Below are 24,357 nucleotides of genomic sequence, written 5' to 3'. Positions count from 1 at the left end.
GCTCCTTCGCTCGCGCTTCAATCATGAACGAACAGCTTCTGTTCGTTCGCGTCAACGATCTTTCCCGCAAGCAAGCCAGGCTCCTCGGCGCTGAATACAATCTCGACGTCCCTAACGCGATCGATGACGTCAGGAGGGACCTGCGCCCTCGCGTATGCGCCAAGGACCCAGCCAGGCCCCTCGGTTATCCAGTCGGCGTCGCCCGGCCCCTTTCTCTTCATCTCCCTGGCCCACCCGATCGACGCAACGTGGTCGTCCCGGAGTTTGACGCGTCGAACTTGCTGCATGAATGAAATCACGAGCGCCAGCGCTGAATCGCTTAACCTGACCGATCCGAGGGGCGGTGCACCCTTCCGGAAGCCTGCGTCACTTTCTTCGGTGCGCAGCCTCACGGGAATGTCGTCGTACTGCTTCGCAAACAGGTCGGGATAAGCATCGAACGCAATTTTTCCGGCGAAGGACAACTCGGCGACGGCGTCCAAAAAAGGCTGCAATGCCTGTTCGGCAGCGTTCTTGTCGGCTTGTTTGTCGAGGGCTTCCCCACCAAGCCCGGATATGCGTTTCTGGAGACGCGTCAGTTCGCTGGTCAGACGCATCGCCGTCGTACGTTGGATGTCTCGCGCGGTCCCGCGGGTTGCCATTGCCGTCCGCGGCCCGGGAAGACTTTCGCTCAAGGCGGGATAAGCGCGATAAATCGGACCAAGAACGCTGGCATGGAGTCCATCGAGAATTGCGTTCAGCCGCCGAGCTGTTTCGGCCGTTGGCATTTCCTTGTCACGACGATCTGCAAGGAGGCGACAGGCTTTGTGCACATGTTGAATGACGTAAATCGCGTTGCTTCGACTGAGCTGTGCACGCCACGGCGCTTCGGATGGCGCTGCCGTCCCGGAGGGCCGACACGGGTCTTTGTGCGGAGCAAGCGCAACCCGATTTCCCAGAGATTTTTCCGGCATCAGCTCGAGGGAAGCCGCGTTCGCAATCGCAGCCGATCCCACGATGATTGCCAGATTGACGAACACTCGAAAGCAGAACGTATTCACTGGAGTTTCCGGAACGGATGCAACATCGCCAGCGTCAAATTATCAAGTCATCTGCGCGATGGCGAGATGCGAGAGCTGATGAGAAATAAGAAACAGTTAACCGCTGTGGTTGTTTCCCTGATTGAGAGATATGAATTCGATTACACCTGCGCGGTCTATAGGGTTTGGTCGGCTCGGTGAATTCAGGAGACTGCGGATGGATTGGCCTGAAACGATCCGAAGGGTAGCGGCTTTCACCGAGGTAGCGGGTCCCATTACGTTCGATCAGTTTTTCAAGTTGCTCCCGGCCGATACTGCGCCTCAAGAGATCGAGCGCTTGATGGAGGATCTGAAGGCCAAGGGCCTTCAGATCGCCGAAGACCAGACTTCGGCCGACTCGGAACCGGCCTGTTCCTTTTGCGGAAAGGCTCAACCCGAGGTGCTTCAGCTGATTGCCGGCCCGCGCGTCTTCATCTGCAATGAATGCGTTCAGCTATGTGTCGGCATCGTTGCCACTAAAAATCTAGACTGGCTCGAACGGCACCTCCAGTTCCTCACGACGCTGCCGCTAAAGCCGCAGGACTGAAGGCTGCGACGCACTTCCCGAAGCGGGGGAACCAGATATTGGATCGCGTTAATGAGCTGGGCTTTACGAGAAATTGCTGAATTGGTGCTCGCGGGCGCGGCCTTCCTGGCAGGAGCCGCAGTCTTGTACCTGTTTTCCTTCGGCCGAGTGCGGCCAAGACCGGTATCTCAATGGTGGGGCATCCAACGACTGGGAAACGGACGCATCGGAGTCGACCCTGAGTGGGTAGCCGTCTTCGGCATGATCGTATTCTTTGCGCTTGCAGGAGTAGCGATCTGGCTTGGGTGGCTGCACTAGCGGGTTAATTAACTTTGACTTTCTGTCGCCTTTCGCCGACGCTACATGCCGCCGCGGCGCTATGTATCCCCGCCAGGACCGCCTATCGAGTTGTCGGGATTGCCGTCTGCATTCGGTTTCACCTTCGTCCCCTGACGAACGGCGAAGGCGATAAATCCCACCAGCGCGCACAATGCCAACAGGGGCCCCAACCAGTTCGGCATCATCGTCCTCCGCCTCGTTTTGCACCAAGCGCTCACACGACGCATATTTCGTGCCCGTAGCGCCGCGAAACCCACCAGACCCAAGACCAATGGGCTCGGCTTCGTGAGGATCACCGCATCGTTGGACTCGCTATTGGGCATATGGGTTCAACTTGGGAAGCCCCTGTTTCCAATTGACCCATTCCTCAGCGTCCCGCAGCGACACAAAATCCGCGATCGGAATGTCCACAAGGTCGGCGCGACGCTCCGTCACACGCCAGCCGCCCCACCATCCTACGCCTGTCGCCCGACCGACCCCGCGAAACGGTGAACCCACAGTCGCACCGCTCGCAACTTCATCATAAATCGATGGGCCCAGTCTGGTGCTCCTAGATAGCGCAGTGCTTCAATTTGTCCCTGAACCTCTCGCTGCTCAAAGCTCGCATCGGAAAAGTAGTCATGGTTGCCAGCGTACCACTCCAATTTTCGCGCGACCTCTTCCCGCAAGGCTTCGGCATGTGGCAACTTGGTAACAAAGTTGAGTTCTCGCCGCATACAGATCGCTTCGATCCGGGCGCGCTTCTTTTCATCATCATAGCCGATGCCCCATCCTTCCAACCTTGCGTGGGTGGCTTCGTGGATGATTGTGGTTGCGATCCGTTCGGGTGTCGTTGTTTCAAGCAGGACATATCGCTCATCAAACACGCAAGCCTTCAGCGACCGGTCATAAGATGCACGACCGCTTGGGAGTAAGTTTACCCATATTCGTTCCAGGTTATGGACGACGCGGGAATAGTGCAGCGAATCGTGATGTTCGATCAGTCGGAGTGCATCCTCGACGCGGATCAGGCCGGGCCAAGGCTCACTTTCCATCGTCCCCACCCAGAGCCCGTCAATGCTTCGGCTCGTTGAGAGCCAAAGGTCCAGCCTGTCGATAACGGCGGGCTTTCTGGCCGGCAAACCCCGCCGCTTCTTCCCTTGCTCCAAGCGCCAAATCCTTTTTCGTGGCTTTACCGCGCTGGACGACTCATAGGCGCGGCTCCCTTTCCGGGTAATTAGAGGCTTGATTCAAATCGTATCGAATATCGGTTCCTGCCGGTAGACTTTTGACTACCCCCACCTAGCGCCGACGGCGGCGCCCGGCAAAGTCTTGGCGAAGCCGGGGCAGGTCGATTCTGATTTTCGTAATCAATGTCAAGCCCCAAAATAAAAAATATTTCGCTTTTACAGAACGAAAATCAGTGACACAACTACACCTATCCCGTCCCACTCAGAGGGGCGTCGGCCGTCGTCACGACGAGGGGCGGGTTGCGGTGGACGCTGACGTTGCGATTGACGGTCGCGGCAGAGGCGTACGGCGAAAGCGTGTGGTCCTGGCGCCCGTAACGGCGTCAAGCTCCGAAGAAGCCAACGCTTCCGAGGGGCGACGGTGGCAATAGAGGCCGTCTCACCGGGGAGAGCGCGTCATAAGCCGTAAAGCCATTGCGCAGGGAATGTCGGATGCTCTCCGCTGCCCTGTATGCTCATGTGCAGCTTCTTTAGCACAATCGCACATGAGACCGCGGGTGCAGCGCGCATCCGGCATTCCCTGCGCCCTCTGAATTCTGGGGGCGAAGATTATCTGCAAACCTCGGGCGCAATCTGCCGCGAGAACGCGGACCTATATCTACCCGTCATCCTGAGGTGCGAGCGCAGCGAGCCTCGAAGGATGAATCGGCCACAGCCGGGCCGTCGTCCTTCGAGGCGCGCAAGGGCGCGCACCTCAGGATGACGGGATTGAGATGACCGGGCGACCCAGTATTCCAGAGACATCAATGATTGAACCGAGAGGCCGCGGCGTACTGGGTCCCCCGCTTTCGCGGAGGACGACAGCGTTGTGCGCGGCGACCACCACCCTACCCGATCGGCTTCAACCCGGCTTCGATGGCCGCGCGGCGCGGTTCGAGGAACGGCGGCAGCGCCAGTTTCTCGCCCAGCGTTGCCATCGGCTCGTCGGTCGCAAAACCCGGGCCGTCGGTGGCGATCTCGAACAGGATGCCGTTGGGTTCGCGGAAATAAAGGCTGCGGAAATAGAACCGGTCGATCTCGCCGCTGTTGCGAACCCGCAGCTCGTTCAGCCGCTGCGTCCAGGCGTGATACTGAGTCTCATCGGGCGTGCGGAACGCGACGTGGTGCACGCCGCCCGCGCCTTGCCCCGCCATCGGCGACGCCTTGTCCTCGAGCACATGCAGCTCAGTGGCAGGATTGTTCTCGTCCTTTGCCTCGCCCATCGCGAACACGTGAATCTGGGCGCCGTGCGCGGCATAGTCGCGGACGCGGCGCATGTTCATGACCTCGGTCAGCACGAAAGCGGTCCGCGACAGATCGTGCACGGTGAGCACGATCGGGCCAAGACCGCGGATCTGATGCTCGGCCGAAACCGTACTGCGCTCCCAAGGCGAGGAAGCGCCCGCCCCGCCGTCATCGATCAGCACCAGGCGCTGGCCTTCGCCATCCTCGAACGGCAAGGTCAGCCGGCCGTCGACCTCGATGACATCGAAGGTCACGCCGCCGGCCGCCTTCAGGCGGTCGCGCCAGAACCCGAGCGTCTTCTCACCTGCGACCCGCAAGCCCGTGCGCGAGATCGAATTGGTGCCGCGCCGCTCCGGCGCCGCCGGAAAATCGAAGAAGGTGAGGTCCGTTCCCGGATTGGCTTTGCCGTCGGCGTAGAACAGATGGTAGGCGCTGACGTCGTCCTGGTTGACCGTCTTCTTGACCAGCCGCATGCCGAGCAGGCCGGTGTAGAAGGCCAGATTCTCGCGCGGCTTCGCCGAAATCGCGGTCAAATGGTGAATTCCGGTAAGCTGCATGGCATCATCCTTATCGCGAGGAAAAACAAGCGCGGCGATTTGGGTCTTCGGGATCATGTAGGATATGATCATGTAGGATATCGTGTGATCATTCGCCAGCGGCTCTGTCGCCGGCCTGTTCAGGGACAATTTCCATGACCGAACACCTCATTGTGTCCGATGAAGACGCGACGCGCGTGATCACGATGCGGCGGCCGGAAAAGAAGAACGCGATTACCCAGGACATGTATCGCGAGATGAGCGACGCGATCGACAAGGCGCAGGACAATCCGGCCATCCGCTGCATCATCATCACCGGCGGCTCCGGCGTATTCACCGCCGGCAATGATCTGGAGGATTTCCTCAAAGACGGCACCTCCAATCCCGATGTGCCCCGCGCCTCCAACGCTGCAAAATTCCTCTATTCGCTGGCGCACAACGCCAAGCCGCTGATCGCCGCCGTCGACGGCATTGCCATCGGCATCGGCACGACCATGCTGTTTCATTGCGACCACGTGCTGGCCAGCAAGACTGCGACGTTCTCCACGCCGTTCATCAATCTGGGCCTGGTGCCGGAAGGCGCTTCCAGCCTCTTGATGCCGCGCACCATGGGACACCATCGCGCGTTCGCGATGCTGGTGATGGGACGCAAATTCACCGCCGACGACGCGCACGCCGCCGGCTTCGTCAACGCAGTGGTGGCGCCCGGACATACCGAGGCCGAAGCGCGCAAGGTGGCGCGCGAGATCTGCGCGCTGCCGGCCGAAGCGGTGGCGATTTCGCGCAAGCTGCTAAAACTGTCGCCGGAAGACATGACCCGCCGGATCGACCAGGAACGCCATCTGTTCGGCGAACGGATGCGCTCCAAGGAAGCGATATCGGCATTCAAGGCGTTCTTCGAACGCAAGAAGGGGTAGTTGGTGTTCGCAAAAGCGTGACACCAGCTCAGTATTAAAGTGTGATGAGATTAGATCGAGTTATATCCACGATGACGCTGCGCTCCCTCTCCCGCTTGCGGGGGAGGCGTAGGCGGCCTTCGGCCGCCGTTCTTGAGTCTAAGAACGCCGATGCGCAGCATCGGCTATGGGTGGGGGTGCCGCCGCGAGTCGCACTCTTCGTGGGGAGAGAGCCCCCACCCGGCGCTTGCGCGCCGACCTCCCCCGCAAGCGGGAAAGGTGAATCGAGTACGCGGCCGCAGCAATATTCACTCTCGTCCATCCTTGGCCTCCTCGCCCTGTCGGCCGCGCTCGGCGCGGCATCACCCGCCCGCGCCCAAACCCCCACCCCCATCGGTCTGCGCATTCTCGCGATCAATGATTTTCACGGCTATCTCCGCCCGCCGCAGTTCGGGATCCGGATCGCCGACCCCGAGGACAAGACCAAAAAGACCTTCGTCGCCGCCGGCGGCGCCGAACACATGGCAACATTGGTCAAGGAACTTCGCGACGGCCACAAGAACTCGATTTTCGTCGCGGCCGGCGATCTGATCGGCGCCAGCCCGTTTTTGTCGGCGATGTTCCATGACGAGCCCACCATCGAGGCGCTGTCGATGATGGGGCTGGATGTTTCCTCGGTCGGCAATCACGAGTTCGACGAGGGCAAGGCCGAACTGCTGCGCATGCAGAACGGGGGCTGCCATCCCGTCGACAAGTGCCAGGGGCCGCATCCCTTCCTCGGCGCGAAATTCCGCTATCTCGCCGCCAGCACGTTCGAGAAGGCGACCGGCAAGACCGTGCTTCCCGCCTATGAGATCAAGACCTTCGAGAACGTTCCGGTCGCCTTCATCGGCCTCACCCTGAAGGGCACGCCCAACGTCATCTCGCCGGAGAGCGCCGCCGGCCTCGAATTCCGCGACGAGGCCGAGACGGTGAATGCGCTGATCCCCGAACTGAAGGCGCGCGGCGTCGAGGCCATCGTGGTGCTGATCCATGAAGGCGGCCTGCCGACCGGCGACTACAACGAGTGCCCGGGCATATCAGGCCCGATCGTCGACATCGTCAGGAAGTTCGACAAGGCGGTCGACATCGTCGTCTCCGGCCACACCCATCAGGCCTATGTCTGCGAGATCGACGGCAGGCTGGTCACGTCAGGCGACAAATACGGCACCATCGTTACCGCGATCGACGTCAAGCTCGACCCCAAGAGCCGCGACATCGTCAGCGCCAGGGCCAACAACACCATCGTCCGCACCGAGGCCTACGCCAAGAATCCCGAACAGACCGCGCTGATCGAAGCCTATGACAGGGTGGCGGCGCCGATCGCCAACCGTCCGGCGGGCTCGATCACGGAAACGCTGTCGCGTGTGCCCAACAATGCCGGCGAGAGCCCGCTCGGCGACGTCATCGCCGACGCGCAACTGGCCGCGACCAGCGCGCCGGCGAACGGCGGCGCTGACATGGCGTTCACCAATCCCGGCGGCGTGCGCATCGACATCACGCGCAGGGAAGACGGCGCGGTGACCTATTCCGACCTGTTCGCAAGCCAGCCGTTCCGCAACCAGCTGGTGACGCTGACGCTGACCGGAAAGCAGATCAAGGACGTGCTGGAGCAGCAATGGTTCGATCCGAAACGGCCGCGGATCCTGCAGGTCTCGAAGGGCTTCAGCTATGCCTGGGACAACAGCAAGCCAGACGGCGAGCGCATTCTCCCTGAGCGAATGACGCTGAACGGCGCGCCGATCGATCCCGCCGGGAGCTATCGCGTGACCGTCAACAATTTCCTCGCCGTCGGCGGCGACGGCTTTACGATCCTCACCCAAGGAACCGCCCCGCGAATTGGCGTCTACGACATCGATGCGTTGAACAGCTATTTCCTGGCCAACAGTCCGGTCGCGCCCGGCGCCGTCAATCGCATCGCCCGAATCAACTGAGGTCCAGTCCGCCATCCCGGCGCGGGGAGGAACCATGGCCCTTTCCGAGCGGCCGCCGAGCGCCTAGATTGTGCGTTCGCGGCCCGCCCGCACGCCAGGATTTCGCATGACGCTGTTACTGACGCATTCCGCCTGTCTCGACCATCTGACGCCGCCGGGACATCCCGAGCGTCCCGACCGGCTGCGCGCCGTCGCCGAGGTGCTCGGCGAGGATCGCTTCAAGGCTCTGCTGCGCGGCGAAGCGCCGGAAGGCAGTCTCGATTCCGTTACGCTATGCCATGGCGAGCACTATGTCGGCGAACTCCGCCACATCGCGCCCACCAGCGGTCTCATTTACATCGACGGCGACACGTCGATGTCGCCCGGCACCTGGGAAGCCGTGATGCGCGGCGTCGGCGGCGCGGTGGCCGCGACCGACGCGGTCATGTCCGGCGCCCATCACAACGCGTTCGTCGCGGTCCGCCCGCCCGGGCACCATGCCGAAGTGAGCAAGCCGATGGGCTTCTGCTTCTTCGACAATGCCGCGATCGCCGCACGCCATGCCCAGCGCAAATACGGCATCGCGCGCGCGGCGGTGGTCGATTTCGACGTCCATCACGGCAACGGCACGCAGGATATTTTCTGGTCCGATCCGACCGTGATGTATTGCTCGACGCACCAGATGCCGCTGTTTCCCGGCACCGGCGCCTCCGGTGAGCGCGGCGAGCACGACACCATCGTCAACGCACCGCTGGCGTCGGAGGACGGCAGCGTCAAGTTCCGCATGGCGTTCGAAAACCTGATCCTGCCGCAGCTGCAGAAATTCAGCCCCGAACTCATCATCATCTCCGCCGGCTTCGACGCGCATTTCCGCGATCCCCTGGCCTCGCTCAACGTGAAGGCGGAGGATTTCGGCTGGGTCACGCGCAAGCTGATGGATGTCGCGGATGCAAGCGCCGGTGGCCGGGTGGTCTCGGTGCTGGAGGGCGGCTACGATCTGCAGGGGCTGAAAGAGTCGGTCGCATCCCATGTCACCGCATTGATGGGCGCCTGAATAGCCGCCACAATACGCCCGCAAAACTTCGTTTGATTCCGCGGATCACGATCTGATCCGCGCATCCGGGAACAAAATATGGCCGAAAACACCCAAGTGGACGTCAAAAAGCTGAGCTTCGAGCGCGCGATCGAGGAACTTGAATCGATCGTCAAGCGGCTCGAGGACGGCAAGGTGCCGCTTGAGGAATCGGTGGCGATCTACGAGCGCGGCGAATCGTTGAAGCGGCGCTGCGAGGAGTTGCTGCGGCAGGCCGAGGCCCGCGTCGACAAGATCACCACCGACGCCAACGGACAGGTGACGGGCACCGAGCCGCTCGATGTTCAATAATCGAGAACATTAGGCGAATGTGACGTCCGCCATCCCGCAAGGGCCGAAATAGCGACCGAATTAGCTACCGAATCAGCCGCCGAATTAGTTCTTGGCGCGCAAAACGGCCTGATATAGTCCGGCCAGCACCCGGGGACAGTTCGTGCGCGTTCAGCACCGCCATATCATCTACATACAGGGGTACGATCCGCGCGGATTGGCGCAATACTACCGCATGTTCCGAACCGAACTGCGGAAATTCGGCCGACTGTACCAGCTTTCCGCCACCATCAGCCGGCCCAAGGTAGCAGCCGACGACGAGATGGCGTCATGGACCATCGAGACCAAGGCGGACGACTGGCAGACCCGCACCAGCTATGACTTCCTGCGCTTCGAGGACTTCATCCAGCGCGACCTCGCCTCGCCGATCTGGCGCACGGTTCTCAACGCGGTCTGGATCTACTGGCGGCTGGTGTTCAACGGCACGCTCGCGCGCTTCACACGTGCGAACTGGCGTTTCGCGGCCTTCATCACCTACCCGCATTTCGTGCTGTTGCTGGAAGCCCTGGGCTCGGCCGGCATCGCCTTCGTATTCATGAAGGGCCTGGATGCGCTGGGCATCCCGGCACCCTTCAGCATTGCCGCTTCGGTCGCGATATTCGTGGCACTGCTCGGCATCCTGCTGAAATACACGGAAAACAGCACATACGTGCTCTATCTGCTGTCCGACTGGATCTGGACCTGGGACTTTGCGCACCGCGCCCGCCCCGACTGGGACCAGCGCCTCGACCGCTTCGCGCAGCACCTCGTCAATGTGGCGCGTTCGAGTGACGCCGAAGAGATCCTTGTTGTCGGCCACAGTTCCGGATCATTCCTGGGCACCGAAATGCTGGCGCGCGCGCTTAAGCTCGATCCCGCACTGGGGCGTCACGGTCCGCGCATCGTGTTGCTGACGATCGGCGGCAATTTACCAATCATCGGCTTCCACGCGGCGGCGAAGGATTTCCGCGAGCATCTGCGCCAGCTCGCCGTCGAGCCGTCGATCGACTGGATCGACTGCCAGGCACGCAAGGACGTGATGAATTTCTACCAGTTCGATCCGATCAAGAGCCACGGCATCGAGGTCGGCACAGCCCGGCGCAATCCCACCATCGTGGCGGTGCGCTTCCGCGACATCGTCCGGGCCGACAATTACGAGACCTTCCGCTGGCAGTTCTTCCGGGTCCATTTCCAGTTCGTGATGGCCAACGAGCAGCCCGACGCCTACGATTTCTTCATGATCGTCTGCGGACCGATCCCCCTGAGCGCGCGCATGGCCGTTCCGGATGCTGCGCTGGCGGTTGCAACCGGCGACCCGGCCGCTCGCGAATGGGCCTGGAAACGGATCGAAACCGCCAGGACCGGCGCGCCGGATGCCGACGATTTAGGCGGCATGGAACCTTCCGCCCGCCGGAGCGGTTAAAAAAATCGAGGTTTTTGAACCGAACGGCCGGGAACCTTGACCTAGCACCGGGTTGGCTTTGGCCGCCGCTTTGGTGTAAAGCTTGCAATTCTATGGGCTGTGGAGAGCGGGTCTGCCGGTCATTTCCGACGGAAGCAAGTTCTTCAAATGGCTGAAGAAACTGACCGGGAAGGGTTAAACGGACCAGCGTGATGTAGATCACATGGCTCGATCCGGAGTGTATCTTGGCTTTCAAATCAGAAATCGGCCTGCCGAGATGGCACCCGGGGTCTGGATTTTCGCTGCGCGGTTAACGCGCAACCCATCTCGCGTCGGACCATTCGCTCCGACATGCAAAATTGGAATATCGCTGTGACCGAATTTAGTAAGACGCCTCTTCTCGATACCATCCGCACGCCCGATGACCTTCGTAAACTCAAGATCGAGCAGGTCCAGCAGGTTGCCGACGAGCTTCGCCAGGAAACCATCGACGCGGTTTCGGTAACCGGCGGGCACTTCGGCGCCGGCCTCGGTGTCGTCGAACTGACCACGGCCATCCATTACGTGTTCGATACGCCCCGCGACCGCCTGATCTGGGACGTCGGCCACCAAGCCTATCCGCACAAGATCCTGACCGGCCGCCGTGATCGCATCCGCACGCTGCGCACGGCGGGCGGTCTGTCCGGCTTCACCAAGCGCAGCGAGAGCGATTACGATCCTTTCGGCGCCGCGCACTCCTCGACCTCGATTTCGGCCGGCCTCGGCATGGCCGTGGCGCGCGACCTCTCCGGCGGCAAGAACAACATTATCTCCGTGATCGGTGACGGCTCGATGTCAGCGGGCATGGCCTATGAGGCGATGAACAACGCGGGCGCCATGAACTCGCGCCTGATCGTGATCCTGAACGACAACGATATGTCGATTGCGCCTCCGGTTGGAGCGATGAGCGCGTATCTGTCGCGGCTCTACTCCGGCAAGACCTATCGCACGCTGCGCGAGGCGGCAAAGCAGATCAACAAGCGCCTCCCGAAGATCATCGCCAACCGCGCCAACCGCGTCGAGGAATATTCCCGCGGCTTCATGATGGACGGCGGCACGCTGTTCGAGGAACTCGGCTTCTACTATGTCGGCCCGATCGACGGTCACAACCTCGACCATCTGCTGCCGGTGCTGAAGAACGTCCGCGACATGGAGACCGGCCCGATCCTGGTTCATGTGGTGACGCAAAAGGGCAAGGGCTATGGCCCGGCCGAAGCCTCCGCCGACAAATACCACGCCGTCGTCAAGTTCGACGTTGCCACCGGCGCGCAGGCCAAGGCCAAGCCAAACGCGCCCGCCTACCAGAACGTATTCGGCCAGAGCCTCGTCAAGGAAGCCGAGAAGGACGACAAGATCGTCGCTATCACTGCGGCGATGCCGTCGGGCACCGGCGTCGATATCTTCAACAAGGCCTTCCCCAACCGGACTTTCGACGTCGGTATCGCCGAGCAGCACGCGGTGACATTCGCGGCCGGCCTTGCCACCGAGGGCTACAAGCCGTTCTGCGCGATCTACTCGACCTTCCTGCAGCGCGGCTATGACCAGGTGGTCCACGACGTGGCGATCCAAAGCCTGCCGGTTCGTTTCGCGATCGATCGCGCCGGTCTCGTTGGCGCCGACGGCGCCACCCATGCCGGCTCGTTCGACAACGCCTATCTGGGCTGTCTGCCGAACTTCGTGATCATGGCCGCTTCCGATGAAGCCGAACTGGTTCACATGGTCGCCACGCAGGTCGCGATCAACGACCGTCCGAGCGCGGTGCGCTATCCGCGCGGCGAAGGCCGCGGCGTCGAGATGCCCGAAGTCGGTATTCCCCTCGAAATCGGCAAGGGCCGCATCGTCCGCCAGGGCAGCAAGATCGCGCTGTTGTCGTTCGGCACGCGGATGGCCGAATGCGAAAAGGCGGCCGACGAACTCGCCGCCCACGGCCTTTCCACCACGATTGCCGACGCCCGCTTCATGAAGCCGCTGGATGTCGATCTGGTGCTGAAGCTGGCGCGCGAACACGAAGTGCTGCTCACGATCGAGGAAGGCTCGATCGGCGGCTTCGGCTCGCACGTCATGCAGACGTTGTCCGACAACGGTATGCTCGACGGCGGACTGCGGATGCGCGCGATGATCCTGCCTGACGAGTTCATCGACCACGACTCGCCGAACGCGATGTATGCCTATGCCGGCCTCGACGCCAAGGGCATCGTGGCCAAGGTGTTCGAGGCGCTCGGCAAGGATTACAAGGCCGAGACGGTCAAGCTCGCCTGAGATTGCATGGCGTTTTCGGGCGAAAGCCTGCCCCGGATTTGATCCGGGGTGGGAACCGGTTCGCGTCAAGAAAACGCGTCTGAAATAACCGGTGATCCCATGAAGATCTATCTGGCAGGCCCCGATGTATTCCTGCCAGATGCGATCGAGATCGGACGGCGCAAGGTCGAAATCTGCGCACGCCATGGTCTGACCGGACTTTATCCGCTCGATAATGTCGTCGACCTGTCGGCCAGCGACGCTTCGCTTGCGATCTTCAAGGCCAATGAAGCGATGATGGATGCGGCGGATGCCATTATTGCCAATTTGACGCCATTTCGGGGCCCAAGTGCCGACGCCGGTACGGTCTATGAACTCGGCTATGCGGCGGGCCGCGGCAAGTTCTGTCTCGCCTACAGCAACGACCCGACTGTCTATCGCGATCGCGTCGCGCGAATGTGCGACGTGACGACATCCGACGGGCGGCTCATCGACCCGGAGGGGCTTACCGTGGAAGATTTCGGCTGGCCGGATAATCTCATGATGATTCACGCGCTCGATCTGCACGGTTGCCCGCTGGTGACACCGCGTCAGCTATCCGCGGACATCTGGCACGACCTCACCGCGTTCGAGGCCTGCGTCGAATTGACGGTGGATCACGTCAAAGGCAAATCGAGCTGAAATTGGCTGACACGAACGACAACAAGACTTCTTCCCGCAAGCGCGCGGACGTGCTGCTGGTCGAACGCGGCCTGTTCGAAAGCCGGGCTCGCGCCCGCGCCGCGATCGAGGCCGGCGGCGTAACAGCCGACGGCAAGCCGGTCGCAAAGGCGTCCGACCTGATCGCCGCCGACGCGAATCTGGCCGCGCAACCCGCGCATCCCTATGTTTCGCGCGGCGGCGTCAAGCTGGCGGGCGCGCTGGAACAATATCCGATCGAAATCGAAGACCATGTCTGCCTCGACGTCGGCGCATCGACCGGCGGCTTCACCGAGGTGTTGCTCGCGAATGGCGCCAGCCTCGTATTCGCGATCGATGTCGGGCACGGCCAGTTGCATCATCAGCTGCAGGGCCATCCCAGGATCGTCTCGATGGAAGCGACCGATATTCGCGCCTTCGAAGGCAAGCGCCTGCCCGCGCGACCCGACATCGTCGTGATCGACGTCAGCTTCATCTCGTTGAAGGCCGTGCTGCCGGTGGCGCTGTCGCTGGCGGCCGCCCCCATGCATCTGCTGGCGCTGATCAAGCCGCAGTTCGAGGCGGCACGAAAGCACTCCAAGCGCGGCATCATCCGCAATGCGATGGTGCATCAGGAAATTTGCGACGACATCGCGGCATTCGTGACCTCGCAGGGCTGCACCGACATCCAGATATTTCCATCCTCGATCACCGGCGGCGACGGCAACATCGAATTCTTCCTCGGTGCGCGCCGTGGCTGAAGCCGAACACCTTGTCATCGACCACGTCGGCCATCGCGGTGACGGCGTCGTCACGGCCGGCGGCATCAGCGTCTACGTGCCCTACGCGCTCGGTACCGAAACCGTCGAGGTCGAGCACGTGCCCGGTCATCCCGATCGCCGGCGCTTGATCAAGGTCGAACGTGCCAGCGCGGAGCGCATAGCACCCTTCTGTCCGCATTTCGGTGTCTGCGGCGGCTGCGCCATCCAGCATTGGGACGCCGAGCACTATCGCGCCTGGAAACGCGAGATCGTGGTCGCGACGCTGGCACAAGCCGGGATTGCTTGCGACGTCGCGCCCCTGATCGACGCCCATGGCCTTGGACGCCGCCGCATCACCCTGCACGCGCGGATGGGTACGCATGAAGTGCTCAAGGTCGGTTTTGCGGCGGCCGGTTCGCACGACATCATTCCGATCGACCGTTGCCCGATCCTCGACCCGCATCTGAACGGCGCGCTTGAGGCCGCCTGGGCGATCGCTGAACCGCTGATCTCGGTTGGAAAGCCGCTCGACATTCAGATCACGGCCACCAGCAGCGGCCTCGATGTCGACGTGCGGGGCTCCGGTGCGCTCGCGACAGCGCTGATCGCCAAATTGTCTGATGTCGCCGAGCGGCACAGACTGGCGCGGCTGACGCGCCATGGCGAACTGGTGCTGATGCGAACGCCGCCGGTCGTCAGCATCGGTGCCGCCCAGGTAGCCTTGCCGCCCGGATCGTTCCTGCAGGCGACCGTGGCCGGCGAGGAAGCGCTCGCAGCATTGGTCGCCGGCCACTGCAAGCGCGCCAAGCATATCGCCGACCTGTTTTGCGGCGTCGGCCCGTTCGCGCTTCGCCTCGCCAGCAAATCGCGGATCGCCGCCTTCGACAGCGACGCAAATGCGGTGGCGGCCTTGCAGAAGGCGGCGACATCGACGTCCGGGCTGAAGCCGGTCAAGTCCGAGGCGCGCGATCTGTTCCGCCGGCCGCTGATGCCGCAGGAGCTGCGCGATTACGATGTAGTTGTGTTCGATCCGCCGCGGCAGGGCGCGCAGGCACAGGTGACGCAGCTCGCGGCGGGCAAAATTCCGACAGTGGTGGCGGTGTCCTGCAACGTCACGACCTTCGCGCGCGACGCCAGAATCCTGATCGACGGCGGCTACACGATCGAGGGCGTGACCCCGGTCGACCAGTTTCGTCACACGCCGCATATCGAACTGGTGGCGCGCTTCGTGCGGAAGCGCTGAACCAGCAGCCGGGAACCTATCGCCCCCAGCGGTCCTGCCAGATCTTCTCACCGATCAGGCAATTGACCCGCGGCTCCTTTTCCTTGGCTGCAACCGGCACGACCGGGCGCTCCGGCGTGCGGCCCGCGATTTCGAGCAATAATTTGGTCCGGATCGCTTCCTTGAATTTCTCGCGCTCCTTGATGGTCACCACGAACGAGCCGGGACCACCGATCACGCAATCCTCATAGTAGGCATCCAGATTGTCGATATCCATGGTGGAATAAGACGGCTCCTTCACCATGATCGGCAGACCATTGATGACGACCCCTTTCTCCAGGGCAGCATCGCGGGCGACGACGACGGGACCACCGTTGTTGTTCGGACCGTCGCCGGAAATATCGATCACGCGCCGCAACCCGCGATGCGGGTTCTCGTCGAACAGCGGCATCGCAAAATTGATCGCCCCCGATATCGAGGTGCGCGATGCCCGGCGGATCGGGGTTTTCATGATCTCATTGGCAACGGCGTCCGCCGTTTCCGGACCATCGATCAGTCGCCAGGGAATGATGATCTTCTGGTCCGTGGAAGCCGCCCACTCGAAATAGGTCACCGCGATCTTGCCGTGCGGGCCGGTCTTCAGCGCCTGCAGGAACTCCTTCGAGACGATGGCCTGGGCGTACCCCTCGCGCTGGATCGCCAGTTCATCCATGTCCATCGAATAGGAGACGTCGACGGCAAGAACCAGTTCGACATCGACGGACGGCGTGGCTCCCTTGTCCGCCAATTGACGGTCCGGTGGATGGCCAAGTTGGCTCCTTGTGCCCGGCGCGGCGAGCCCCGCGACATCGCCACCGGCGAGTACGCCTGCCACAAGCACAGCTCCGATCGAGACATACCAGCGCATCGCTGCCCTCCCGTCGACTGGCGACAATGGTGACACGCAAATTGCGCCGCGCAAAGGGCAGATATCATCTGTCCTTCACATTTGGGTTAGCTCTCCACTGCCTCGATTGGAGGCAAGCGTTGCCGCGCCTCGATTCGCGATGGCGTAAGGATCCGCCACAGCACGTAGGAATACGGTGATGTCCGATTGAACAAATCCTGCATTCACCGCGACAGAAGGGGCGTGCGGCGACCAAGCCGCGGATGGCATGGACATGGTCAGCCCCCCGAAACGTCCCGAAATTGTGCGCCGGCGAATGGCGCCGCGCGCGGTCGTGCCGTCGGTCCTGCTGTTTTCCGCGCTCGCCGTCGCGGCGGCGCTGTTGCTGCCACCGAGATTGTCGGGCGCGGCGCAGCCCGAGGCTGCGCAAGCGGAACCGGCGTTGAATTCGGCCAATGCCGGCGAACTCTGTCTGCGCCTTTCCGAAAATCCCAAGGGCTATATGAGCGACGAGGCGCTGCGCCGCCGCTGGACCTTGCGGAGCGAAAGCTGCACCCTGGCATTCGTCAATCAGCCCGAAAATACCCATTTCAAGGTCGCTGTAGCGCGATCGATGCCCTACGCAAGGAAGGTCGAGGCGCTGGCCCTGCTGCGCGAGGCGGCCGCACAAGGCAACGCCGAGGCCTACTACGAACTCTATGAGCATCACAAATCCTGGGACCGCGGCGACCTCGACAAGGTGCCGATGGTGACGCGCGCCGAGGCCGATCGGGCGCTGCACAAGGCGGCCGAACTCGGACATCCCTTTTCCACGCAGATGCTGGCGATCCTGCTCAACCGGGGGTCGACGGTGAAACGCGATCCGGTGGCCGCGCGGTACTGGGCGGAGCGCGCGGTGGCCAACCCGGCGAAAGACGCGAGCAAGGCAGACCTTCAGGTGCTGCTCGGCCGCTTGCTGGTGACGTCGGACAGGCCGGACGAACGCGCCCGCGGCATCGACATCCTCGAGCGAATGGCAACGGCCGGCGTGTTCGGCGCCAAGCGGGAGTTGGCGATCGCGATCCGCAAGGACGACCCGGTTCGCGCGCGAACGCTGCTCGAAGAGTCGCTGCGGCCCGATCCAGGCGGCGCGCCGCCGCCGCTGGCCGAAATGCTGATTGCCGGTGAAGGCGGCCCCGCCGATCCCAAGCGCGCCCTCGCCTTGCTCACGGCGCGCACCGACACGACAGGCGTCAAGGGCGTGCTGGGGCGGCTCTATCTGGAAGGCAAAGTGGTGCCCCGCGACGTCCAGCAGGCGGCGAATTTGCTCGACCAGGCCGGCGTATGGGACCTCGACGCGCGTCTTGAGGTGGTGCGTATCCTCGCAGGCAATCCCGAGGTCCGGATCAAGAATGCCAAGCATCTGCTCTATTACGCCACCGAGGCCGCGGAACTCGACGAACCCGGCGCGATGGCCGCGCTGATCGACCTGAAACTGTCGAAAAACGCCCAGTTTCACGACCGGCCCGGAGCCTGTAAACTGATCGAGACGGCCGTCAGCCGTGGCGATCGGAGCATGACGCAGCGCCTGGCGGATTGCCGCGCCGGCTAACAGCGCGCCCGTCGGAACTGATTCATTTTTTGACGCGTTTTCTACCGCAGATAAGTCTACGCAATCTGCGTAAACTTGATTGCTATGCGAACCGGTATCCACTTCGCTTGAAAACGCTTTCGCCGCTTCGGAGCCGCCACAGGAATGATCGATACCGTCGCCAAGCCAAAAACAAAGGTCAAAACCAAGACCGAACGGCCTCGCCTGCACAAGGTCATCCTCGTCAACGACGATTACACCCCGCGCGAATTCGTCGTCACGGTACTGAAGGCCGAATTCCGCATGACCGAAGATCAGGCCCACAAGGTCATGATCACCGCGCACCGGCGCGGGGTATGCGTGGTCGCGGTGTTCACCAAGGACATCGCCGAGACCAAGGCGACGCGCGCCACCGACGCCGGCCGCGCCAAGGGCTATCCGCTGCTGTTCACCACCGAGCCCGAGGAATAGCCGGACAGGTTGATTGCGGCTAGGCCGGCGAGGTTTCGTCGACCAGGCCAAAGACGCGCTCCGCCTTCGAGAATCCGGCAATCGGAAACTCGCCAAGATCGCTCCACCCTCCCCGGCAGATGCCGGCGAATCCTTCCGATGCCACCACCGTGCGCTGCAGGCGGCTGGCGATCTTTTCCAGCCGCGCCGCCAGATTCACGGCAGGCCCGATGCAGGTGAAGTCGAGCCGGTTGCCGCCGCCGATATTGCCGTAGAGGATCCGCCCGAGATGCAGGGCGACACCGAAACGAAAGCGTTCGATGGTGTCCCCGATCGGATACCGCATTGCCATGACGCTGGCGCGGGACTCACGGGCGGCTTCAAGCACGCGCGAACAAACCTGCTGCTCGTCGCCGACATATTCGTCGATCGGAAACACGGCCAGCAATCCATCGCCCATATACTTCAGGACCTCGCCGCCATGGGAGCGGATCGCCGCAACCTGGCAGTCAAAATACTGGTTGAGGATGTCGACGACGGTCTCGGACGGCAGGCGGTCGGACAACGCCGTAAAGCCGCGCAGATCGGACAGCCAGATCGCGGCATTCATCGATTCGGTATGACCGCGGCGAATCTGCCCGCCCAGGATCCGTTCACCGGCGCGATTGCCGACATAGGTATCGAGTAGGCTCGACGCCGTACGGCGCAAACTGATGATCTCGATCACCCGCGCCAGCGGCGTTGTTATTTGTCGCAACGCGGACAGCTGTTCTTCGGTGAAGCCCCCCGGCTGCTTTGTGGTCCAGCTCGACGCGTGCACCGCGCCGTCCGTGAACAACAGTGGCAGCGCGACATAATCCGTGACACCTTCGGCGTGCATGTCCTCGACGATCGGAAAGCGCCTGCTCTGCGGGTCATCGACACGGGCGCGAACCTCCAGCCCCTGCTGAAACACATGGATCAGGGGACTGTTGTGAAAATCCGGCGAGTCGAGAATCTTGAAATCGACCGTTCCGAACTCGACCTCCGCGCCGAGCCGCCAGATGAAGTTGCGGCCGAAGATATCGGGATGCAGGGTTCGAACGAAGAAGCCGACGCGCCAGAGCGGCAGTCCGGCCTCCACCAGCCGTTCGCAGACTTCAGCCATCAGCCGCGGCGAGTTGACCACGGACCTTGCGCCGTCGATCAGCCAGTTGGTGATTTGGTGCAGCTCGGAAGCGTTCATGACAGGTGCATTTGCCGCGCAAGTTCAGCGCGCGTCAAGGCTGACATCGCAACCCGCCGGTATCGATGTGGGCTTCGCGCAATTTCCGATTTGATCGTCAAGCAGCCAAAATCCTTCAGACACGACTTCGCGATCTCGCGGCCTGATTTGCCCGAGGCTTGCAGGTAATTTTCGCTCCTCTCGGAAACAGAGGGCGCAGGGAATGCCGGATGCGCGCTGCACCCGCGGTCTCATGTGCGATTGTGCTAAGTAGGCTGCACACGAGCATACAGGGCAGCGGAGAACATCCGACATTCCCTGCGCAATGGCTTTACGGCTTATGACGTGATCTCCCCGGTGAGACGGCCTCTATTGCCACCGTCGCCCCTCGGAAGCGTTAGCTCCCGAAAGGCTTGACGCCGTTACGGGCGCCAGGACCACACGCTTTCACCGTACGCTTCAGCCGCGACCGTCAATCGCAACCTCAGCGTCCACCGCATCCCCGCCCCTCGTTGTGACGATGGCCAACGCCCCTCTGAGTGGGACGGGATGGACGAGAATGTGCCGGTGATTTGGGTCGAAGGAAAGGGAAATACTTTTGATTTTCGTAAATTATGGACTTGACATGATTTCCGTAAAACAGAACTGATTTGCCCGTCGGGTTGATTTGTCGCACGTGGTTGGCGAGATTGCGCTTGCGTGGGGAGCGACGCAGCCACGTCGGTAGAGCGGATTGGAGCAGGATCAACCTGAACGACGGATCGGGGTTTCGAACTGGGACATGGCCTCAAAGCCGCAGGCGTTTCCGTGCCCGTTATGTCATGACCGGTGACGATACCCTGGGGTTCGCGAGGCTCCGTATCATCCGGATGCCTCGCCTATCTCACAGAGCCGCTTTCAGCGAGGCCATTGATCAAACCGCTTGAGAGAGCTTCGGCTGTTTGACGCCGGCAAAGCCTTTGATCGCCAGCTTCCCGCTGTCACTTCCGCAATTGGCACCTTTGAGACATGCCTGCCTATCCTGAGAATGTCCGTTCACCGGCGTAGACCGGAAGTCGCCGTGGTCCGGCCAAACCGACGCATCTGACCCGAAACGGACATAAGCGGCTAGGAGTTTGCGACATATGCACCCATTTCGCCGGTCGCAATTTCCTGTTCTTATCGTCTAAATCGAAAGCCGAATTTTTCGTATCCCGATGACAGTTGGGGCAGGTAATGCGGCGACGCGATTTCATTCAAGGAATTGCTGTTTCAGCGGCGATGTGGCCGCTGCTTTTGTACGCGCAGCCGCTTCGCAGGGTGGCGCGGATCGGATTTCTGGGCTCCGCCTCGGCCGCTGGGTCATCAAGTTCCGTGGAAGCCCTGCGGACCGGTCTGCACGATCTCGGTTATGTCGAGGACAGGAACATTGTCATTGATTTCCGATGGGCGGAGGGCAAATACGATCGGCTCTCCGAGCTGGTCGCCGAGCTTATTCGTCTCAACGTCGATGTGATCGTGACCCATGGGACGCCGGGAACGCGTGCAGCCAAAACGGCAACCTCTACGATCCCTATTGTCATGGCGATCAGCGGAGACGCCGTTGCGACGGGTATCGTCACGAATCTCGCGCGGCCCGAAGCAAACGTCACGGGATCGACTTTCTTCATCCCGCAACTTAATGCGAAACGGCTGGAATTGCTCAAGGAAGCCTGTCCTCATATTGCTCGCGTGGCTGCGCTTTCGAATCCCAACAATCCGGTGAGCAAACCGATCATTCCGGCAATACAGGCAGCGGCCACGCGGTTGAAGTTGGAATTTGACGTTGCCGAAGCGGAAGGCCCTGGCGAATTCGACAGCGCATTCGCCTTGATGGCTAAGAGACGCGTTGACGCGGTTGTGGTCACCGAAGACGGGGAATTCGCACCAAGCTTTGGAGCGATTGCAACGCTCGCAGCCGCCCAAAAGCTCGCTTCGATCGGCGCCCGAGAGTATGCGCAAGCTGGCGGTCTGATTGGTTACGGTGGGAACCTGCCCTCCCTGTATCGTCGCGCGGCTTACTTCGTTGACAAGATTCTGAAGGGTGCCAAACCCGCCGACCTGCCGGTCGAGCAGCCGACACGGTTCGAACTGGTGATGAATCTAAAGACCGCCAAGACGCTGGGCCTCGCCGTATCACCATTGCTGCTCGCTCGCGCCGACGAGGTGATCGAGTGATGACGCCTGTTGGCACCTTTGAGACATGCCTGCCTATCCAGAGAATGTCCGTTCACCGGGGTAGACCGGAAGTCGCCGTGGTCCGGCCGAACCGGCGCGAATGACCCGGAACGGACATCGGGCCGAACGCCAAGCCTTGGCAATTTCAAGCCTTGGCAATTTATTGACCCTTCCCGAACATCTGTTTGCGGTTAGACTGTGGCCCCGGTCCTTTGAGGGCGGCCATGAAGCGGCGCGAATTTATCGGCCTTGTAGGCGGGGCGGCGGCTTTGCCGATCCTGCAGCCATTTGCAGCGCAGGCACAGCAATCGACGAAGCAGCACCGAATTGCTTACCTCGCTTTGCTGTCTGGCGAGAATACAACGTATGCCAAACCACTTCTGCAGAGGTTGCAAGAGTTGGGCTACCGCGAAGGGCAGAATATGGTTTGGGATTACCGGTCAGCCGAAGGCCGCACAGAATTGTTGGCACAACTAGCTTCCGAGCTTGTTCGCGCCGGCCCTGACGTACTGATCGGGGGATGGGGAACGCTTGCTCCAAAGGCCGCGATCGCCGCGACCCGCAGTATTCCGATCGTTTTTACCTCAGTTGGTGATCCAGTCGGGGCAGGCTTGGTCAAAAGCTTGCGAGAGCCGGGAGGAAATGCCACCGGCATGAGCGCCCTAGCTGCTGATATCGCGGCCAAGAAACTCCAGTTGCTCAACGACCTTGTCCCGGGAAGAAAGCTGGTTGCGGTGCTTGGCAACCCTGACACCCCTTACACTGCGCTCGCGCTGAAGCAGATCAAAACAGCAGCCACGATCATGGAGATGCCGTTTACAGTCTTCGATGCAAGAACGGTGGACGAAGTGCCGAGGGCAATTGATCGAGCCATCGATGCTGGAGCCGCGAGCATGTTGGTCTTTGAGGACCCTGTGCTGCTTGGAGCTTTGCAGCAAATCATCGACCGTGTCGCAAAGGCTCGGCTACCCGCAATCTTTGGACCAAGAGAATGCGCTGCAGCGGGCGGATTGATTGCCTATGGACCTGACCAGAAGCGTGCGTATCGCATTGCCGCAGACTACGTCGACAAGATCCTCAGAGGTGCCTCTCCAGCCAGCCTTCCAGTCCAGCAGCCAACCAAGTTCGAACTTATTATAAACCTGAATACAGCGAGGGAATTGGGGCTGAGTATTTCGCCAACACTGCTCGCCAGCGCCGACGAAGTGATCGAATAGCCGGGTTCGATTTTCGCCTATTGGCACATCGCGTCGGTTAGTGCGGCGCAGCGATATGTCCGCAGGTTGGGGTAGACCGGAAGTGATCGGCGCATTGGCAAACGGCGCGATTGACCTTAGCCGACCTTAAGCCGCCCGGCCGGTGGCCGACAGGGCTGAATTATGATCAGATGAAACGACTGAAGACTTTGGCGGCGGACGCGCGAGGCAGAAACAGGTCCCGCGAGGGTGGCAACTGGACGATTCGAATGAGGCGGCGAAGATTCATCGCGCTTTTCATGGCCACGGCAAGCTTGTGGCCGATTCGAGCCCCTGCCATTGAACCAGGCAAACTCCCTCTAGTTGGTGTGTTGATGCCGGGGTCGGAGAGCGACACAAACCGGCGGCAGCGGCTGGCAGCTTTTCGGGAGGCGCTCGCTAGAGCCGGCTGGGCTGACGGAACGAGTATTCGAATCGAAGTTCGCTGGGGTGGAGAAGACGCCGCAACGTTTGCAAGCATGGCCACCGAGTTGGCCGCGCTTAATCCCGCGGTGCTGTTTTGCGACGGCACGCCTGCGCTTCAAGCGCTGAAAGACAAGGCGACCTCAATTCCCATCGTGTTTGTGGCAGTGCTCGACCCCATCGGTCAGGGATTCGCCAAGAGCCTTGCTCGGCCCGGAGGCAACATCACTGGTTTCAGTGCATTCGACCCGTCACTCTCAGGAAAGTGGCTCGAATTTCTCGCTCAGATCACGCCGCCGATCCGGCGGCTTGCTATCCTCTACAATCCCGCGACGGCCCCTTATGCCGCGGCAATGATCGATCCTATCGTGGAAGCTGCGCCGCACTTCTCGGTGACGGTGCAATCGCTAGCTGTAGACGGCGTTTCCGATATCGAAACTGGTATTGCCGAAGCTGCGCGAAGCCCTGATGCAGGATTGCTGGTGCTGCCGAGCACCTTCACGGTAAGTCACCGCGCGCGGATCATCGATGCCGTCGCCAAAAACCGATTGCCGGCAATCTACTTCTTTACATACTTTGCGACCGACGGGGGATTAATGTCGTACGGCAACAATGCCGTAGACCAGCATCGGCGTGCAGCCGGATATATCGACCGAATAATCAAGGGCGAGAACCCGGGTACGCTACCTATACAGCGGCCAGTCAAATTTGACCTCGTCATCAACCTGAAAACGGCCAAGGCTCTCGGCGTGACTATAGCGCCCTCTTTGATCGCTCTCGCCGACGAGGTGATCGAATAGTTCTGTCGACTGCAGCGTTGCAGGTCCGCTGCTGGCACCTTTCAGACATGCCCGCCTATCCTGAGAATGTCCGTTCACCGGGGTAGACCGG

19 protein-coding genes and 1 pseudogene are annotated in these 24,357 nt (G+C 61.5%); 15 read left to right on the top strand and 5 right to left on the bottom strand.

Annotated elements, in window-relative coordinates; genetic code table 11:
- Positions 1 to 17: 17 nt before the first annotated feature.
- A complete protein-coding gene (locus ABIE49_RS31345; RefSeq protein ID WP_192735107.1) occupies positions 18 to 1,040 on the bottom strand; it encodes a hypothetical protein in 1,023 nt (340 codons plus the stop codon).
- A gap of 319 nt (positions 1,041 to 1,359) precedes the next feature.
- Between ABIE49_RS31345 and ABIE49_RS31340 the strand changes: the two are divergent.
- Positions 1,360 to 1,542: pseudogene (locus ABIE49_RS31340) on the top strand (ClpX C4-type zinc finger protein); the annotation flags it as partial.
- Between the two features lie 836 nt (positions 1,543 to 2,378).
- Here the strand turns inward: ABIE49_RS31340 and ABIE49_RS31335 are convergent.
- Both ABIE49_RS31335 and ABIE49_RS31330 read right to left on the bottom strand, forming a co-directional pair.
- The gene (locus ABIE49_RS31335; protein ID WP_192735108.1) at positions 2,379 to 3,071 is read right to left on the bottom strand and encodes a hypothetical protein; all 693 of its coding nucleotides are present in this window, start codon (positions 3,069 to 3,071) and stop codon (positions 2,379 to 2,381) included.
- 908 nt (positions 3,072 to 3,979) lie between these two features.
- Positions 3,980 to 4,933 carry a ring-cleaving dioxygenase gene (locus tag ABIE49_RS31330; protein ID WP_192735109.1) on the bottom strand — a complete coding sequence of 318 codons (954 nt, stop codon included), beginning with the start codon at positions 4,931 to 4,933 and terminating at the stop codon, positions 3,980 to 3,982.
- A 134-nt stretch (positions 4,934 to 5,067) separates the two neighbouring features.
- Between ABIE49_RS31330 and ABIE49_RS31325 the strand changes: the two genes are divergently transcribed.
- The 9 genes from ABIE49_RS31325 (at position 5,068) to ABIE49_RS31285 (ending at position 15,523) form a co-directional block, all read left to right on the top strand.
- Positions 5,068 to 5,829 carry a crotonase/enoyl-CoA hydratase family protein gene (locus ABIE49_RS31325; protein WP_192735110.1) on the top strand — a complete coding sequence of 254 codons (762 nt, stop codon included), beginning with the start codon at positions 5,068 to 5,070 and terminating at the stop codon, positions 5,827 to 5,829.
- 299 nt (positions 5,830 to 6,128) lie between these two features.
- Positions 6,129 to 7,781: a bifunctional metallophosphatase/5'-nucleotidase gene (locus ABIE49_RS31320; RefSeq protein ID WP_354067673.1), complete on the top strand. Its 1,653-nt coding sequence runs from the start codon at positions 6,129 to 6,131 to the stop codon at positions 7,779 to 7,781.
- 106 nt (positions 7,782 to 7,887) lie between these two features.
- Positions 7,888 to 8,814, top strand: a complete 927-nt coding sequence (locus ABIE49_RS31315; RefSeq protein ID WP_192735112.1) for a histone deacetylase family protein — start codon at positions 7,888 to 7,890, stop codon at positions 8,812 to 8,814.
- Positions 8,815 to 8,892: 78 nt separating this feature from the next.
- On the top strand, positions 8,893 to 9,144 hold the full coding sequence (locus tag ABIE49_RS31310) for an exodeoxyribonuclease VII small subunit (RefSeq protein WP_192735113.1): 252 nt from the start codon (positions 8,893 to 8,895) through the stop codon (positions 9,142 to 9,144).
- A 142-nt stretch (positions 9,145 to 9,286) separates the two neighbouring features.
- On the top strand, positions 9,287 to 10,585 hold the full coding sequence (locus ABIE49_RS31305; protein WP_192735114.1) for a hypothetical protein: 1,299 nt from the start codon (positions 9,287 to 9,289) through the stop codon (positions 10,583 to 10,585).
- A gap of 330 nt (positions 10,586 to 10,915) precedes the next feature.
- Positions 10,916 to 12,862 (top strand): 1-deoxy-D-xylulose-5-phosphate synthase, encoded by a 1,947-nt coding sequence (gene dxs, locus ABIE49_RS31300; protein ID WP_192735115.1) that lies wholly within the window; start codon positions 10,916 to 10,918, stop codon positions 12,860 to 12,862.
- Between the two features lie 99 nt (positions 12,863 to 12,961).
- Positions 12,962 to 13,522, top strand: coding sequence for a nucleoside 2-deoxyribosyltransferase (locus ABIE49_RS31295; protein WP_192735116.1), 561 nt, complete (start codon positions 12,962 to 12,964; stop codon positions 13,520 to 13,522).
- A gap of 2 nt (positions 13,523 to 13,524) precedes the next feature.
- Positions 13,525 to 14,280 (top strand): TlyA family RNA methyltransferase, encoded by a 756-nt coding sequence (locus tag ABIE49_RS31290; RefSeq protein ID WP_192735117.1) that lies wholly within the window; start codon positions 13,525 to 13,527, stop codon positions 14,278 to 14,280.
- Positions 14,273 to 15,523, top strand: coding sequence for a class I SAM-dependent RNA methyltransferase (locus ABIE49_RS31285; RefSeq protein ID WP_192735118.1), 1,251 nt, complete (start codon positions 14,273 to 14,275; stop codon positions 15,521 to 15,523). The genes ABIE49_RS31290 and ABIE49_RS31285 overlap by 8 nt, the downstream gene beginning before the upstream one ends.
- Positions 15,524 to 15,539: 16 nt before the next feature.
- On the opposite strand, the gene ABIE49_RS31280 is transcribed toward ABIE49_RS31285, so the two are convergent.
- On the bottom strand, positions 15,540 to 16,409 hold the full coding sequence (locus ABIE49_RS31280) for a DUF1194 domain-containing protein (RefSeq protein WP_192735119.1): 870 nt from the start codon (positions 16,407 to 16,409) through the stop codon (positions 15,540 to 15,542).
- A gap of 253 nt (positions 16,410 to 16,662) precedes the next feature.
- Here ABIE49_RS31280 and ABIE49_RS31275 point away from each other — a divergent pair, with 253 nt between their 5' ends.
- Both ABIE49_RS31275 and clpS read left to right on the top strand, forming a co-directional pair.
- Positions 16,663 to 17,979: a tetratricopeptide repeat protein gene (locus tag ABIE49_RS31275; protein WP_192735120.1), complete on the top strand. Its 1,317-nt coding sequence runs from the start codon at positions 16,663 to 16,665 to the stop codon at positions 17,977 to 17,979.
- A 144-nt stretch (positions 17,980 to 18,123) separates the two neighbouring features.
- Positions 18,124 to 18,429 carry an ATP-dependent Clp protease adapter ClpS gene (clpS, locus tag ABIE49_RS31270; protein ID WP_192735121.1) on the top strand — a complete coding sequence of 102 codons (306 nt, stop codon included), beginning with the start codon at positions 18,124 to 18,126 and terminating at the stop codon, positions 18,427 to 18,429.
- A 19-nt stretch (positions 18,430 to 18,448) separates the two neighbouring features.
- On the opposite strand, the gene ABIE49_RS31265 is transcribed toward clpS, so the two are convergent.
- Complete coding sequence (locus ABIE49_RS31265; RefSeq protein WP_192735122.1) at positions 18,449 to 19,633, bottom strand: adenylate/guanylate cyclase domain-containing protein; 1,185 nt, start codon at positions 19,631 to 19,633, stop codon at positions 18,449 to 18,451.
- A gap of 1,194 nt (positions 19,634 to 20,827) precedes the next feature.
- On the opposite strand from ABIE49_RS31265, the gene ABIE49_RS31260 reads away from it, so the two are divergent.
- The 3 genes from ABIE49_RS31260 (at position 20,828) to ABIE49_RS31250 (ending at position 24,266) form a co-directional block, all read left to right on the top strand.
- On the top strand, positions 20,828 to 21,808 hold the full coding sequence (locus ABIE49_RS31260) for an ABC transporter substrate-binding protein (protein WP_192735123.1): 981 nt from the start codon (positions 20,828 to 20,830) through the stop codon (positions 21,806 to 21,808).
- Between the two features lie 224 nt (positions 21,809 to 22,032).
- A complete protein-coding gene (locus ABIE49_RS31255; RefSeq protein WP_192735124.1) occupies positions 22,033 to 23,025 on the top strand; it encodes an ABC transporter substrate-binding protein in 993 nt (330 codons plus the stop codon).
- Between the two features lie 170 nt (positions 23,026 to 23,195).
- Positions 23,196 to 24,266 carry an ABC transporter substrate-binding protein gene (locus tag ABIE49_RS31250; RefSeq protein ID WP_192735125.1) on the top strand — a complete coding sequence of 357 codons (1,071 nt, stop codon included), beginning with the start codon at positions 23,196 to 23,198 and terminating at the stop codon, positions 24,264 to 24,266.
- Positions 24,267 to 24,357: the final 91 nt, after the last annotated feature.

This window comes from Bradyrhizobium sp. OAE829, from assembly GCF_040546575.1.
In the GTDB taxonomy this organism is placed as follows: domain Bacteria; phylum Pseudomonadota; class Alphaproteobacteria; order Rhizobiales; family Xanthobacteraceae; genus Bradyrhizobium.
The sequence above is the reverse complement of the archived record's forward strand: the minus strand, read 5'-3'. Positions and strand labels throughout refer to the sequence as shown.

Coding starts and splice junctions, on each gene's coding strand:
- ABIE49_RS31330 (WP_192735109.1), bottom strand. CDS start 4,933: ATGCAGCTTACCGGAATTCACCATTTGACCGCGATTTCGGCGAAGCCG.
- ABIE49_RS31325 (WP_192735110.1), top strand. CDS start 5,068: ATGACCGAACACCTCATTGTGTCCGATGAAGACGCGACGCGCGTGATC.
- ABIE49_RS31315 (WP_192735112.1), top strand. CDS start 7,888: ATGACGCTGTTACTGACGCATTCCGCCTGTCTCGACCATCTGACGCCG.
- ABIE49_RS31310 (WP_192735113.1), top strand. CDS start 8,893: ATGGCCGAAAACACCCAAGTGGACGTCAAAAAGCTGAGCTTCGAGCGC.
- dxs (WP_192735115.1), top strand. CDS start 10,916: ATGCAAAATTGGAATATCGCTGTGACCGAATTTAGTAAGACGCCTCTT.
- ABIE49_RS31295 (WP_192735116.1), top strand. CDS start 12,962: ATGAAGATCTATCTGGCAGGCCCCGATGTATTCCTGCCAGATGCGATC.
- ABIE49_RS31280 (WP_192735119.1), bottom strand. CDS start 16,409: ATGCGCTGGTATGTCTCGATCGGAGCTGTGCTTGTGGCAGGCGTACTC.
- ABIE49_RS31275 (WP_192735120.1), top strand. CDS start 16,663: ATGGTCAGCCCCCCGAAACGTCCCGAAATTGTGCGCCGGCGAATGGCG.
- clpS (WP_192735121.1), top strand. CDS start 18,124: ATGATCGATACCGTCGCCAAGCCAAAAACAAAGGTCAAAACCAAGACC.
- ABIE49_RS31265 (WP_192735122.1), bottom strand. CDS start 19,633: ATGAACGCTTCCGAGCTGCACCAAATCACCAACTGGCTGATCGACGGC.
- ABIE49_RS31260 (WP_192735123.1), top strand. CDS start 20,828: ATGCGGCGACGCGATTTCATTCAAGGAATTGCTGTTTCAGCGGCGATG.
- ABIE49_RS31255 (WP_192735124.1), top strand. CDS start 22,033: ATGAAGCGGCGCGAATTTATCGGCCTTGTAGGCGGGGCGGCGGCTTTG.
- ABIE49_RS31250 (WP_192735125.1), top strand. CDS start 23,196: ATGAAACGACTGAAGACTTTGGCGGCGGACGCGCGAGGCAGAAACAGG.